We start from the raw sequence: 13,204 nt of genomic DNA, 5'->3' as shown, positions 1-13,204 counted from the left end.
GGGAGCCGCCCATGCCCTGTCCCGCGCTGCCCGACGGGTTCGACTTCACCGACCCCGACCTGCTGCACCACCGCGTGCCCCTGCCGGAGTTCGCCGAGCTGCGCCGGGTGGAGCCGGTCTGCTGGGTGCCGCAGCCGCGAGGTCTCGCCGGTTTCCAGGACGAGGGATACTGGGCGGTCACCCGGCATTCCGACGTCAAGTACGTCTCCACGCACCCGGAGCTGTTCTCGTCGTACCTCAACACGGCGATCATCCGCTTCAACGAGCACATCGAGCGCGACGCCATCGACGCCCAGCGGTTCATCCTGCTCAACATGGACCCGCCGGAGCACACGCGGGTGCGGCAGATCGTGCAGCGCGGGTTCACGCCCCGGGCGATCCGCGCCCTCGGGGAGAGGCTGCGGAACCGCGCCCACGCCATCGTCGAGAAGGCCCGCGCGCACACCGAGCCCTTCGACTTCGTCACCCAGGTGGCCTGCGAACTGCCCCTCCAGGCGATCGCCGAGCTGATCGGCGTCCCGCAGGAGGACCGGGACAAGATCTTCGACTGGTCCAACAAGATGATCGCCTACGACGACCCTGAGTACGCCATCACGGAGGAGGTCGGCGCCGAGTCGGCCACGGAGATCATCGCCTACGCGATGAACATGGCCGCCGACCGCAAGCAGTGCCCGGCCCAGGACATCGTCAGTCAGCTCGTGGCGGCGGAGGACGAGGGCAATCTCAGCTCCGACGAGTTCGGCTTCTTCGTGCTGATGCTGGCCGTCGCGGGCAACGAGACCACCCGCAACGCCATCACCCACGGCATGCACGCCTTCCTCACCCACCCCGGACAGTGGGAGCTGTACAAGAGGGAGCGCCCGGCGACGGCGGCCGAGGAGATCGTGCGCTGGGCGACCCCGGTCGCGGCCTTCCAGCGCACCGCCACCCAGGACACCGAGCTCGGCGGCAAGCTGATTCGCGAGGGCGACCGGGTGGGCCTGTTCTACGCCTCCGCCAACCACGACCCCGAGGTGTTCGACGAGCCCGACGGCTTCGACGTCACCCGCGACCCCAACCCGCATCTGGGTTTCGGCGGGGGCGGCCCGCACTACTGCCTGGGGAAGTCCCTCGCCGTGCTGGAGATCGACCTCATCTTCAACGCCGTCGCCGACACCATGCCGGGTCTGCGGCTGGTCGAGGACCCGCGCCGGCTGCGGTCGGCGTGGATCAACGGCGTGAAGGAACTCCGGGTGAGCACGGGCTGACGTACCGGGCCGGACAGGGGGAAGAGCGGCGGACAGGGGAAAGGCGGCGGCCCCGGGGATCGGGGGGCCGCCGCCTTGCCGACCAGAGAAACAGGGCCGGCCCGTGCCCGCAAAGCCCCCCTTTACTAGGCCGGGCCGCATGTCGGGCGCGGCTCCACCCGTGTGACCGGGGACTTGTTCCTACGACCTCGCTTCGTACGTGACGTGGGTCATGTGGGGGGCTTCACTGCCGGGGCGCCTCGAACGTGACCGGCGTCTCGAAGGCCGCCCGGCGCGTGGCCCGCCGCAGCGCCCTGAGCACGGCCGGGCCGACGAGCAGCGTCAGCACGACCGTGACGACGGCCCGGCCCAGATCCCAGCCGAGCGAGGTGGCCAGGCAGTACGCGAGGAAACGGGCCAGGTTCGTGGCGACCGCCGCATGCGGGTCGAAGGCCACGTTCGAGGCGAGGGCGCTCATGAACGGCCAGCCCGCCATGTTCATCACCGTGCCGTAGACGAACGCGGCGAGGAAGCCGTAGGCCGCGAGCATCACGAGCTCCGCACGGCCGCGCAGCCGGTCCGGGCCGGGGAGCAGGCCCGCGCCCATCGCGAACCAGCCCATCGCCAGCATCTGGAACGGCATCCACGGCCCCACCCCGCCTGTGAGCAGCGCGGACGCGAACATCGTCACCGAGCCGAGGACGAATCCGAAGCCCGGACCGAGGACCCGCCCGCTCAGCACCATCAGGAAGAACATCGGCTCGATACCGGCGGTACCCGCCCCGATCGGCCGCAGCGCCGCCCCCGTGGCGGCCAGGACGCCGAGCATCGCCACCGCCTTCGGGCCGAGACCGGACTCCGAGATCGCCGCGGCCACCACCGCCACGAGCAGCACCAGCAGACCGGCGAAGAGCCAGGGCGCGTCCTGCGCGTGGGCGCTGAGCCGCGAGCCGGGCGGGGTCAGGAACGGCCAGCCGAAGCCGACCACACCCACGGCGCTGACGAGGACCAGGGCGGCGAGGGAGCGAGGGCCGAGGCGGACGGCCCGGGCCTGCTTCCGGGTGTTCACGAGTCGGCCCGTGAGTGAGGGGCGTGGCGCAGCGCCGCGCGGACCTGGGAGACCGTGAGCCAGTGTTGCGGGGCCAGGATCTTGGTGACCTGCGGGGCGAAGGACGGGGAGGAGACCACGATGTCCGCCGTCGGCCCGTCGGCGATCACCTCCCCGTCGGCCAGGAGCACCACCCGGTCGGCGATCTCGGCCGCCAGCTCCACGTCGTGCGTGGCCAGCACGATGGCGTGCCCCTCGGCGGCGAGGCCGTGCAGCACGATCACCAGGCGGGCCTTCGCCGCGTAGTCCAGGCCGCGGGTCGGTTCGTCCAGCAGGAGCAGTGGGGGCCGGGCGGTGAGGACGACGGCCAGCGCGAGGGCGAGCCGCTGGCCCTCCGAGAGGTCCCGGGGGTGCTGGTCGTCGGTGACGCCGGGGAGCAGTTCGGAGACCAGGGCGCGGCAGGTGCCGGGTGCGGCGCCCGCGTCCTCGTCGGCCGCGGTGCACTCGGCGCCGACGGTTTCGGTGTAGAGCAGGTCGCGTGGTTCCTGGGGGACCAGGCCGACCTTGCGGACGAGGTCCTTGGGGGCGGTGCGGTGGGGGGTGGCTTCGCCGAGGCGGACGGTTCCGGAGCTGGGGGTGACGAGGCCGACCAGGGAGTTGAGGAGGGTGGACTTGCCGGCGCCGTTTCTGCCCATGAGGGCGATGGTTTCGCCGGGGGTGATGGTGAGGGTGATGTCGTGCAGGGCTTGGATGCGGGCGCGGGTTACTGAGAGGGCTCGTAGTTCGCCCACGGGGGTGGGGGGTTCGGAGTCCGTGCGGGTGCGGGCTGTGTGGGGCTGATCGCGCAGTTCCCCGCGCCCCTTGAGGGCGATGGTCTCTTGTGCCTCCAGTTGTTGCCGTAGGTCTGTGGCTCGGCGGCGGGCGTCTCGGACTGTCAGGGGCAGGGGGGACCAGTGGGCCAGGCGGCCCAGGGCGACCACCGGGGGGTACACCGGGGAGACGGCCATGACCTCGGCCGGGGTGCCCAGGACCGGGGGTTCGCCCGGGCCGGGCAGGAGGACGCACTGGTCGGCGTACTGGATGACGCGTTCCAGGCGGTGTTCGGCCATGAGGACCGTCGTGCCGAGGTCGTGCACGAGTCGCTGGAGCACCGCCAGGACCTCCTCGGCGGCGGCCGGGTCGAGCGCGGAGGTCGGCTCGTCCAGGACGAGGACGCTCGGGTGCGGTGTCAGGACCGAGCCGATCGCGACACGCTGCTGCTGGCCGCCGGAGAGGGTGGCTATCGGGCGGTCGCGCAGGGCGGCGAGGCCGAGCAGGTCGAGCGTCTCCTCGACGCGGCGGCGCATCACGTCCGGGGCGAGGCCCAGCGACTCCATGCCGTAGGCGAGTTCGTCCTCGACGGTGTCGGTGACGAAGTGGGAGAGCGGGTCTTGGCCGACGGTCCCGACGACGTCGGCGAGATCGCGCGGCTTGTGGGTGCGGGTGTCGCGGCCGGCGACCGTGACCCTGCCCCGCAGGGTGCCGCCGGTGAAGTGCGGCACGAGTCCGGCGACCGCGCCCAGGACGGTCGACTTGCCGACGCCGGACGGGCCGGCCAGCAGGACCAGTTCACCTTCCGGCACCTCGAAGTCGATGCCCCGGACGGTGGGTTCCGCGGCACCGTCGTAGGTCACGGATACATCCTCGAAGCGGATCACGACGGTTCCTTGGGGTCGGGGGCGACGAACGCCGGCAGCAGGCCGAGGAGTACGCCGGCGGCGGGCCAGAGGGGGAGGGTGGGGGCGACCAGGGGGACGACGCCCGGGTGCAGGGACGCGGGGTCGCGGGTGGCGGCGATCGTGAGGAGTGCGGCGACCGCGACCCCGGAGGCGACGACCAGCCAGGCGCGCACGTCCCAGCGGTCCGGGCGGTACCGGGTGCGCGGTGAGCGCCGTCCGCCGAGCCGGAGACCGGCCAGGGCGGCGGTGAGGCCGGTGAGCAGCACCGGCAGGCCGTAGGTCCCGGCCTCGGCGGTGAGCAGGCCGTACGTTCCGGCGCAGACGCCGAGCAGGCCGCCGAGGGTGAGGGCGGCGGTGGTGCGGCGGACGGCGGCGGGGACCTGGGCGGTGCGGCCGTAGCCGCGGGCGTCCATCGCGGCGGCGAGCGACACCGAGCGCTCCAGCGCGCCCTCCAGGACCGGCAGGCCCACGTGCAGCAGCCCGCGAACTCCCTTGTCCGGACGGCCGCGCAGGCGGCGGGCGGCACGCAGGCGCTGGACGTCGGCGATGAGGTTCGGCGCGAAGGTGAGGGCCACGACGACGGCGACGCCCAGTTCGTACAGGGCGCCCGGGAGGGACTTGAGGAGGCGGGAGGGGTTGGCGAGGGCGTTCGCGGCGCCGACGCAGATGAGGAGGGTGGCCAGTTTCAGGCCGTCGTAGAAGGCGAAGCTGAGCGCTTCGGCGGTGACCTCGCCGCCGAAGCGGATGCCCTGGGCCCAGGCGGGGAGGGGGAGTTCGGGGAGGGTGAGGAGGGTGTGGGTGCCGGGGATGGGGGAGCCGAGGACGGTTGCGAAGAGGAGGCGGATGAGGAGGACGGCGAGGGCGAGTTTGACGAAGGCGCCGTAGGAGCGGGACCAGGGGGTGTTCGGGCGGCGGGTCGCCACGACGTAGGCGGAGACCGTGATGAGGAGGGTGAGGAGGAGGGGGTTGGTGGTGCGGGTGGCTGCGGTGCCGAGGGAGAGGGACCAGAGCCACCAGGCGCCGGGGTGCAGTTGTCCTCGGCGCTGGTGCTGGGGTCGGGGCGTTTGCGCAGCCCGGCGCTGCGGGGTGCCGCTGCGCCCACCCTCCCCCAAGCTCTCGGCTTCGCTCGAGCAAGGGGGACCCCCATCGCCCCAGCGGCACGACTGCCCGCAGCTGGGGCGGCACGACTGCCCGCAGCTAGGACGAGTGACCACGTCGGCGTACCTGCCAGGTTGTTGCTGCTGCCAGGAGGGCTATCGCGGCGGCTCCTGTCCACAGGCCGAGGGACGGGCCCTTGTGCTGCTTCGGGGTGGTCGAGGGCTGCTCCTTGGACTTCACCTGTTCTCCGCAGCCCTTCTCCGGGTAGTCCGCGATCGCGCACAACAGCGCGTTCGTGTCGTAGCGGAGGGGCTTGGCCGCTGATGCCAGGGCCTCGGCCGTGGTCGCGTCGGGGGAGAGCTGGGCGCAGGCCGTGCGGGTGGGGGGTGGGGTTTCGCCGGGCGGGGCGTCCGTCTTCGTGCCGAAGTCGAGGAGCAGGGCCACGCGCTTCTTGCCGTCCCGCGCGGGCGTCTTCGCGCAGATCGTGCCGAAGTCGGCCTCGCCACGCGGTCGGGCCGCGTCCGCGGAGTCCTCGCTCACCGCGAAGCGGAAGCCCTGGACGTCGCCGTCCGAGGGGCGGGACGTGGAGGGGCCCTGGGTGGCGTAGACCCAGTGGTCGCCGTCGCGTTCCCAGAACGCCCAGTAGCGGTAACCGGCCGCCTGGGCCTGGCCCGCACCCGCGCACAGCAGGAGCGGGGCCAGGAGGAGGAGAACGGCTCGGCGGATCACGGCTGCTGCTTCTTCCTGCGGCCGCCGCTGAAGAGGAAGCCGATGCCGGCACCGGCGACGAGGCAGACGCCGACGTACCACCAGACGCCGAAGAAGTCCGAGCCCGAGTCGCTCTTCTCCTCCGCCGTTCCGGCCTTCGCGGCCGTGCGCGGGGCCGGGCCCGTCGCGTTCAGCTGCTTCACCAGGTCCGCGCCGCCGAAGGCACGCGGGTTCGCGCCCGTCGCGTGGGCCGCGAAGATCAGCTGGGCGTAGGCGGCGGGACCGCTCTGGGCCGCCCAGGTCGCGGAGTTCTTCTCCAGCCAGCGCAGGGACTTCTCCGCCTGGGCGGTCTCGCCCCGGGCCGCCAGGGCGACGACCGCGTCGGCGGTGTTGCCGTAGTCGGGCTGGGGGTCGGAACCGGCGAGGGCGGAGGTGAGGTGGCCGTCGTCCTTGGCGAGGGCGGAGGTGAGGTATGCCGCTCCGTTGGACGCCGCCTGCTCCGGCGTACCGGCCTTCGCGCAGGCCTGGCCGGACTTCTTGCCGGGCTTCACCACCATGCCCTCGCCCAGTGAGCCGAGTACACCGGCCGCCGTCGCGTCCGCGTTGGCGGCCAGTTCGCCCTTCTTGTCCGGCTGGAAGGCGAACGCGCCCGCGCCGTCGCCGTCGCAGCCCAGGGTCAGCTTCAGCAGGGCGTCGTAGGGCGACCTGCCGTCCTTCTCGACCCGGTCCGGCTTCTCGCCGACTGCGGTGAGCGCGCCGATGACGACGGACGTGGAGTTGGTGTCGCTGGCGCCGCCGGGCGCGTAGCCCCAGCCGCCGTCCTGGTTCTGGACGGACTTGAGCCAGCCGACGGCCTTGTCCGTGGCGGTGTCGTGTCCGCCGAGCGCGGCGAGGGCCTGGACGGCGGCGGAGGTGGCGTTGGTGTCGAGCATGGTCTTGGCGTCGCACGCGGTGGTGGGGTCGGCGCGGTAGGCGGCGAACCCGCCGTCCGCGCACTGCTGCCGCGCCAGCCACTCGACGGACTTCGGCGCGGGCCGCACCCCCACCGTGTCCTGGGCGAGCAGCGCGAGCGACTGCCGCCAGACGCCGTCGAACTTGGGATCCTTGTCGCCGTAGAGCGCGGACGGGAACGCCTGGGACGGAGAAGGTGACGGCTCGGCGACGGCCGGGGTGGCGGCGCCGATCACGGCGACGGCGGCCAGGACCGCGGCGCTGCGGCGGACGTTCATGATCGGCGGGTGCCTCTCCCTGCGGGGAGCCGGGCAGCACCGGACACCCCGGCGGCTCGGCTCCGTATACCTCGACGGTGCCGCGCACCGGCGGGCTGCCGGGCACGCGAGCCGGTCACGAACCGTGCGGGGCGATCCGGCTCACCACCTTGGCGGCGGTTCACGGTTGCGGGTCAGCGCCGGAATTGCACCGGCTTCCCCCCGTACGGGTGATGACGACCCGCCTACTGTACCCGCACGTAACGAAGCGGCCGAGGGTAGCTTCGGTCCCCGGTCGAACTGCTCGATGCGGCCGGGGAGTTGATCCTGTCTCTCAGGCAAACAAGCTAACGTGGGCCTCCACGACCACACGCAGGAGCGTCCATGACTGATCAGGCGGAGAACTCCGGGCAGGAGCCGCTCACCAAGATCGACACCTCGGTTCCGCACTCGGCCCGGATCTGGAACTACTGGCTGGGCGGGAAGGACAACTACGAAGTCGACCGTGTGGCCGGTGACGCGTTCCGCGAGATCTTCCCGGGTATCGAGACCGGAGCCCGCGCCGCCCGCTACTTCCTCGCCCGTGCCGTCCGTCATCTGGCCGCCGAAGAGGGCATCCGCCAGTTCCTGGACATCGGCACCGGCCTGCCGAACGTGGACAACACCCACCAGATCGCCCAGCGGGTGGCACCGGAGAGCCGGATCGTCTACGTCGACAACGACCCGCTGGTGCTGGCCCACGCCCGCGCACTGCTCACCAGCACCCCGGAAGGCGTCACCAACTACGTCGACGCCAACCTGCGCGACCCGGAGACCATCGTCCGGGAGGCCGGGAAGACACTCGACTTCGACCAGCCCGTCGCCCTCATGCTGATGGGCATCCTCGGCCACATCGAGGACCACGACGAGGCGCGCGCGATCGTGCGGCAACTGGTGGACGCCCTGCCCCCGGGCAGCTACCTCGTGCAGTACGACAGCACCGACACCAGCGAGGAGTACGTCCGGGCCATCCAGCAGTACAACGACGGTGGCTCGGTCCCGTACATCCTCCGCAGCCCCGAGCAGATCGCCCGCTACTTCGACGGTCTGGAGCTGCTGGAGCCGGGCGTGACGTCGTGCTCGCGCTGGCGCCCCGACGCCGAGGCCCTGGGCCTGCCGGCGGAGGTGCACCAGTACGGCGGGGTCGCCCTCAAGCGCTGAAGCGCCGAGCCGTGCGGCGGCCCCGCTCAGGTCTCCTGGAGGACGCGGTGCAGGATGGTCGGAGTCTCGTCGGGTGACTGGGCTTCGACCACCAGCCGGTTCATGGCGTCCCAGTAGCGCTCGATGTCGGCCGTCCTGTCGGGGTACAGGGCGGTGGTGAGCTGCTCCAGGTAGACCACGTCCGGCAGCTCGCCGCCCGGCAGGCGCAGGATGGTGACCGGGCCGCCCTCCGCGGCGTGACCGCCGGAGAGGAACGGCAGGATCTGGACCGTGACCTGGGGGAGCCGGCAGACCTCGATGAGATGCCTCAGCTGGTCGCGCATCACCGCGGGGCCGCCCACCTGGCGACGCAGCGCCGCCTCGTCGATCACGGCCCACAGCTGTGGTGCGGGCCGCCGGTGCAGCACCCGCTGCCGGGTCATCCGCAGCGCGACCCGGCGGTCGATCTCCTCCGCACCGGCGTCCGGATGGGCGAGCCGGACGGCGGCCCGCGCGTAGTCGGCGGTCTGGAGCAGCGCCGGCACGCGCTGCACCTGGTAGCAGCGGATGACGCTCGCTGCCTGTTCGGCGCCGAGGTAGGTCTGCATCCAGGCGGGCACCACGTCGCTGTAGTACTGCCACCAGGCGTGGGTGTTGGCCTCCTCGGCCAGCACCATCAGCGTGGCGCGCTCGGCCTCGTCCGTGACGTCGTAGAGCGTGAGCAGGTCCTCGACGTCCCGCAGTTTGAATCCGTGGCGCCCGCCCTCCATCCGGCTGATCTTGGACGCGGAGGAGCGGATGACGTGTCCCGCTTCCGCACGGCCGATGCCGCGCTCCTCCCGCAGCCGGCGCAACCGCGCCCCCAGCGCCAGCCGCGGCACCATGGGCCCGGCCGACCTCCCGTCCAGGACTCCGTTGAAGGGCGATGTGCGAGCGGCCTCTTCGGTGCCCATGGGCATGTCTCCTTGCGGTGGAACGCAACTCCGCACGCGCTGAAGAGTCGCGGCGCATTCATCCTAGGGGCCTTGCCCCGCCACCATCCGGTCTATGCCAAAGGCGCGTTCACGCGCGGGGTGGGGCCGCCGAAGGGCAGGTGGAGCGTCCGAGTCGTGCGCGGCACCCGGGGCCCCGGCCCACGACCCGAATTCACACCGCCACGTACGTCACCGGGTCGCTCCCCGGAACCGCCTCCGCCCGGCCCAGCTTCACCAGGCGGCGCAGATGCGACTCGGCCTCCGAGACGGCGATGTTCCTGGACCCGTAGGGGATCTGCGCCCAGGGACGGTTCCACTCCATGCGTTCGGCGAGCTGCCAGGGGGTGAGCGGCTCGGCCAGGAGGGTCAGCAGGCCGGTGAGGCGGGCCTCGTGGTGGGTGAGGAGTTCGTGTACGCGGGCGGCGGCGTCGGGGAAGGGGTGCTGGTGGGCCGGGAGCACCTCGGCGGGGGCGAGGCGGCCCACGCGTTCGAGGGAGTCGAGGTAGTCGCCCAGCGGGTCGGTGATGGTGGTGTCGTCGGGGTCCTCGTAGAGGCCGATGTGCGGGGTGATCCCGGGCAGCAGGTGGTCGCCGGAGAACAGGCGCCCGTGGCCGGGGAGTTGTGCGGGATGGGTCTCTTCGAGGTGGAGGCAGACGTGGCCGGGCGTGTGCCCCGGGGTCCAGATCGCGCGCAGGCGGCGGCCGGGCAGGTCGAGGAGTTCGCCGGGGACGATGTCGCGGTCGGGCAGGGCGGGGGAGAGGCCGGGCAGGGTACGGGGGCGGGCCGCGCGCAGCGGCGCGATGTGCTCCTCGGGCGCACCGGCGGCGGTCAGCTTGGCCGTCATGTACGTGAACCAGCGCGCGGGCCGGGCCTCACGGGTCCGCCGTACGACCGCGGTGTCCGCCGCGTGCATGGCGATCCAGGCGCCCGAGGCCTCCCGCACCCGGCCGGAGAGGCCGTGGTGGTCCGGGTGGTGGTGGGTGACGACCACGCCGTGGATCTCGGCGGCCGAGGTGCCGCAGGCCGCGAGGCCGTCCGCGAGGGTGTCCCAGGACTCCGGGTCGTCCCAGCCGGTGTCGATCAGGACCGGCCCGCGGTCGGTGTCGACGACGTACACGAGCGTGTGGCCGAGGGGATTGTCCGGGATGGGGACGCGGAGGGAGCGGACGCCTCCGCCGTGGTCGGTCACCTGTGTCATGGGCTCCCCTGTCGCCGCGTCCCCGTCACTATAACTAGAACCGGTTCCAATGGGATCCCGGAAGGACGACGGCCGTCTCCGGGTGGTGTGCGTCCGTGGACTCCTCGGGTCGGGGCTGGTATCAGTGGGCATATCTGATGGTTCGTCAGAGACGCGCTCCTGGGGAGGCAGTCGGCCATGACCGAGCTCGTGGAACACGGACAGCTGTTCGTCGGCGGGGAGTTGACCGACCCCCTGGGCCAGGACGTCATCGAGGTGATCTCGCCGCACACGGAAGAGGTCGTCGGGCGCGTCCCGCACGCCTCGACGGCCGATGTCGACCGGGCCGTGGCGGTGGCGCGGCGGGCCTTCGACGAGGGGCCCTGGCCGCGGATGAGCCTCGACGAGCGGATCGAGGTCGTGGGCCGGATCAAGGACGGCATCGCCCTCCGGCACGACGAGATCGCCCGCGTGATCTCCGGCCAGAACGGCTCGCCGTACTCCTGGAGCGTCCTCGCCCAGGCCCTCGGCGCGGTGATGGTGTGGGACTCGGCGATCACGGTCGCCCGGAACTTCACCTACGAGGAGCGGCGCGACGGCGTCCTGGGCAGGATCCTGGTGCGGCGGGAGCCGGTCGGGGTCGTGGCCGCGGTGATCCCCTGGAACGTCCCGCAGTTCACCGCCGCCGCCAAACTCGCCCCCGCGCTGCTCGCCGGCTGCACGGCCGTGCTCAAGCCCTCGCCCGAGTCACCGCTCGACGCCTACCTGCTCGGCGAGATCGCCCGCGAGGCCGGGCTGCCGGAGGGCGTGCTGTCGATCCTGCCCGCCGACCGGGAGGTCAGCGAGTATCTGGTCGGGCACCCCGGTGTCGACAAGGTGTCCTTCACCGGGTCGGTCGCGGCCGGCCGGCGCGTGATGGAGGTCGCGGCCCGCAACCTCACCCGAGTGACGCTGGAACTGGGCGGCAAGTCGGCGGCCGTCGTGCTGCCCGATGCGGACGTCGAGACGGCCGTGGCCGGCATCGCCCCCGCCGCCTGGATGAACAACGGGCAGGCCTGTGTCGCCCAGACCCGCATCCTCCTCCCGCGCTCCCGCTACGACGAGTTCGCCGACGCCCTCGCCGCGGCGGCGAGCGCGCTGACCGTCGGCGACCCGCTGGACCCGGCCACCCAGGTGGGCCCGCTGGTGGCGCGGCGGCAGCAGCAGCGCAACCTCGACTACATACGGATCGGGCAGGAGGAGGGCGCGAAGATCCTCACGGGCGGCGGGCGCCCGGCCGGCCTGGACCGCGGCTGGTACGTCGAACCGACCCTCTTCGGCGACGTCGACAACTCCATGCGCATAGCCCGCGAGGAGATCTTCGGCCCGGTCATCTGCCTGCTGCCCTACGACGACGAGTCCGACGCCGTGAAGATCGCCAACGACTCCGACTACGGGCTGAGCGGCAGCGTCTGGACCGCGGACGTCGAGCACGGCATCGACATCGCACGGCAGGTCCGTACCGGCACGTACTCCGTCAACACCTTCAGCCTGGACATGCTGGGCCCCTTCGGCGGCTACAAGAACTCGGGCCTCGGGCGGGAGTTCGGCCCCGAGGGATACGGCGAGTACCTGGAGCACAAGATGATCCACCTCCCGGCGCAGGCATAGCGATGGGCGACCGCTGGCACATCGAGGTCGACCGCTCCCTGTGCATCGGCTCCGCCCAGTGCCTCCACCACGCGCCGGACGGCTTCCGCCTGGACTCCGCCCGCCAGTCCCGCCCGCTCGCCCCGGACACGGACGCGAACGAGCGGGTCCTGGAGGCCGCGGAGAGCTGCCCGGTGGAGGCGATCGTGATCACCCTGGGGGGCAGCGGGGAGGCGGTGTTCCCGCCGGAGGACTAGGCCGAGTCCGCGACCCCCGCCTGCCCCCGACGCCCGGCACGCTCCCCCCGCTGCACGCCGAGAGCACGCTCCACGAGGTCCCGGCTCCGCCCGAGCAGGGGGCACCCCGCGCCGCCGCAGGGCAGCGGCAGCCCCTCCGCGCCGGTGAGCCGGGGCCTCACCCGGCGGAGGGGGGCGGCCACCGGCGGCAACGGCGCGCTCGGCGCGCTCGCGTCGGTCGTGGTCGGCGGCTCTGCCTCCGCCCCGCCCCGGCACCCCGCGCGGGCGCCTCAGGCGGCGGAGGTGGCTGCTGCGGAGGTGACGCGCGTCCCAGGTACCGCGTCCGCGGTGTGATCCGGACGACCGACCCTGGCGGTCGGCGGGCGGTGCCGGTCAGCCGCCGGGTGGCCGGTAATGGACCTCCTGGCGGACCGCCTCGTCGATCTCGTCGGCCGACAGCAGTACGACCGTAGTGGTGCGCACCCCGCCGACGGACGACACGACCATGCCCATCGCGGCGGCGGAGGTGTTGCCGGGCAGCTCCGCCGTGACGTAGACGTCTTCGTCGCCGAACGCCCAGTACATCGCCTCCACCCGGCCCCCGAGGTCCTCGACCATGCGTCCGACGGCCTCACGCCGTGCCTTGGCGCCTTCGCTGAGCAGACCTTTCATCCCGTCCGGGGTGAGCCTGGACTTGAAGAGGTACTTCGACATGAGGGCCACCTTCCCCTTTGTCTCAACAGCCGCTCTTACCCTCCTATGTTCCTTCTGTTTCATGCCCACGTCGCGGCGAGCCGCGCGTCGGCAGGATGGGCGGGATCAAGGGTGAGATCAACGGAAGAATTCCCAAAAAATATGGCATAGGGGGGTTTCATCTGCTGGCAGAAGTTCTAGCCTGGAAGTGGCCTACGAGGCGAGTGAGGGAGTCCGACCGGAGTAGCCGACGGCGGCAGGAAGCTTCGGCTTCCGCCGGTGCCGACTGCGACGGTAGGGCTGAGAGGCC

12 protein-coding genes are annotated in these 13,204 nt (G+C 72.3%); 4 read left to right on the top strand and 8 right to left on the bottom strand.

Translation table 11 applies throughout. The features are described 5' to 3' along the window. Positions 1-11: 11 nt before the first annotated feature. Positions 12-1,247, top strand: coding sequence for a cytochrome P450 (locus tag ABEA82_RS01035; protein ID WP_345659398.1), 1,236 nt, complete (start codon positions 12-14; stop codon positions 1,245-1,247). A 223-nt stretch (positions 1,248-1,470) separates the two neighbouring features. On the opposite strand, the gene ABEA82_RS01030 is transcribed toward ABEA82_RS01035, so the two are convergent. From ABEA82_RS01030 to ABEA82_RS01010, 5 genes are all read right to left on the bottom strand, one after another. Then, a complete protein-coding gene (locus ABEA82_RS01030) occupies positions 1,471-2,295 on the bottom strand; it encodes an ECF transporter S component (RefSeq protein ID WP_345659397.1) in 825 nt (274 codons plus the stop codon). Further along, positions 2,292-3,971, bottom strand: coding sequence for an ABC transporter ATP-binding protein (locus tag ABEA82_RS01025; protein ID WP_345659396.1), 1,680 nt, complete (start codon positions 3,969-3,971; stop codon positions 2,292-2,294). The genes ABEA82_RS01030 and ABEA82_RS01025 overlap by 4 nt, the downstream gene beginning before the upstream one ends. Continuing rightward, positions 3,968-5,104 carry a CbiQ family ECF transporter T component gene (locus ABEA82_RS01020; RefSeq protein WP_425588461.1) on the bottom strand — a complete coding sequence of 379 codons (1,137 nt, stop codon included), beginning with the start codon at positions 5,102-5,104 and terminating at the stop codon, positions 3,968-3,970. Before ABEA82_RS01020 ends, ABEA82_RS01025 begins: the two co-directional genes overlap by 4 nt. Before the next feature lie 85 nt (positions 5,105-5,189). Continuing rightward, on the bottom strand, positions 5,190-5,819 hold the full coding sequence (locus tag ABEA82_RS01015) for an SCO2322 family protein (protein ID WP_345659395.1): 630 nt from the start codon (positions 5,817-5,819) through the stop codon (positions 5,190-5,192). Next, the gene (locus ABEA82_RS01010) at positions 5,816-7,027 is read right to left on the bottom strand and encodes an SCO2321 family membrane protein (protein WP_345659394.1); all 1,212 of its coding nucleotides are present in this window, start codon (positions 7,025-7,027) and stop codon (positions 5,816-5,818) included. The genes ABEA82_RS01015 and ABEA82_RS01010 overlap by 4 nt, the downstream gene beginning before the upstream one ends. A 363-nt stretch (positions 7,028-7,390) precedes the next feature. Between ABEA82_RS01010 and ABEA82_RS01005 the strand changes: the two genes are divergently transcribed. Further along, the gene (locus tag ABEA82_RS01005; RefSeq protein ID WP_345659393.1) at positions 7,391-8,206 is read left to right on the top strand and encodes an SAM-dependent methyltransferase; all 816 of its coding nucleotides are present in this window, start codon (positions 7,391-7,393) and stop codon (positions 8,204-8,206) included. Positions 8,207-8,232: 26 nt separating this feature from the next. Here ABEA82_RS01005 and ABEA82_RS01000 read toward each other — a convergent pair whose 3' ends face one another. Next, positions 8,233-9,138 (bottom strand): helix-turn-helix domain-containing protein, encoded by a 906-nt coding sequence (locus tag ABEA82_RS01000; RefSeq protein ID WP_345659392.1) that lies wholly within the window; start codon positions 9,136-9,138, stop codon positions 8,233-8,235. Positions 9,139-9,331: 193 nt separating this feature from the next. Further along, complete coding sequence (locus ABEA82_RS00995; protein ID WP_345659391.1) at positions 9,332-10,357, bottom strand: Strvi_7410 family MBL fold metallo-hydrolase; 1,026 nt, start codon at positions 10,355-10,357, stop codon at positions 9,332-9,334. Positions 10,358-10,534: 177 nt separating this feature from the next. Here ABEA82_RS00995 and ABEA82_RS00990 point away from each other — a divergent pair, with 177 nt between their 5' ends. Continuing rightward, positions 10,535-11,986 (top strand): aldehyde dehydrogenase, encoded by a 1,452-nt coding sequence (locus ABEA82_RS00990; RefSeq protein ID WP_345659390.1) that lies wholly within the window; start codon positions 10,535-10,537, stop codon positions 11,984-11,986. A 2-nt stretch (positions 11,987-11,988) separates the two neighbouring features. Continuing rightward, complete coding sequence (locus ABEA82_RS00985) at positions 11,989-12,222, top strand: ferredoxin (protein WP_345659389.1); 234 nt, start codon at positions 11,989-11,991, stop codon at positions 12,220-12,222. A gap of 372 nt (positions 12,223-12,594) precedes the next feature. Here ABEA82_RS00985 and ABEA82_RS00980 read toward each other — a convergent pair whose 3' ends face one another. After that, a complete protein-coding gene (locus tag ABEA82_RS00980; RefSeq protein WP_345659388.1) occupies positions 12,595-12,915 on the bottom strand; it encodes a GYD domain-containing protein in 321 nt (106 codons plus the stop codon). Between the last annotated feature and the right edge of the window lie 289 nt (positions 12,916-13,204).

This window comes from Streptomyces venetus (assembly GCF_039540295.1).
GTDB classification, from domain to species: domain Bacteria; phylum Actinomycetota; class Actinomycetes; order Streptomycetales; family Streptomycetaceae; genus Streptomyces; species Streptomyces venetus.
This window is presented reverse-complemented; position numbering and strand designations above follow the sequence as displayed.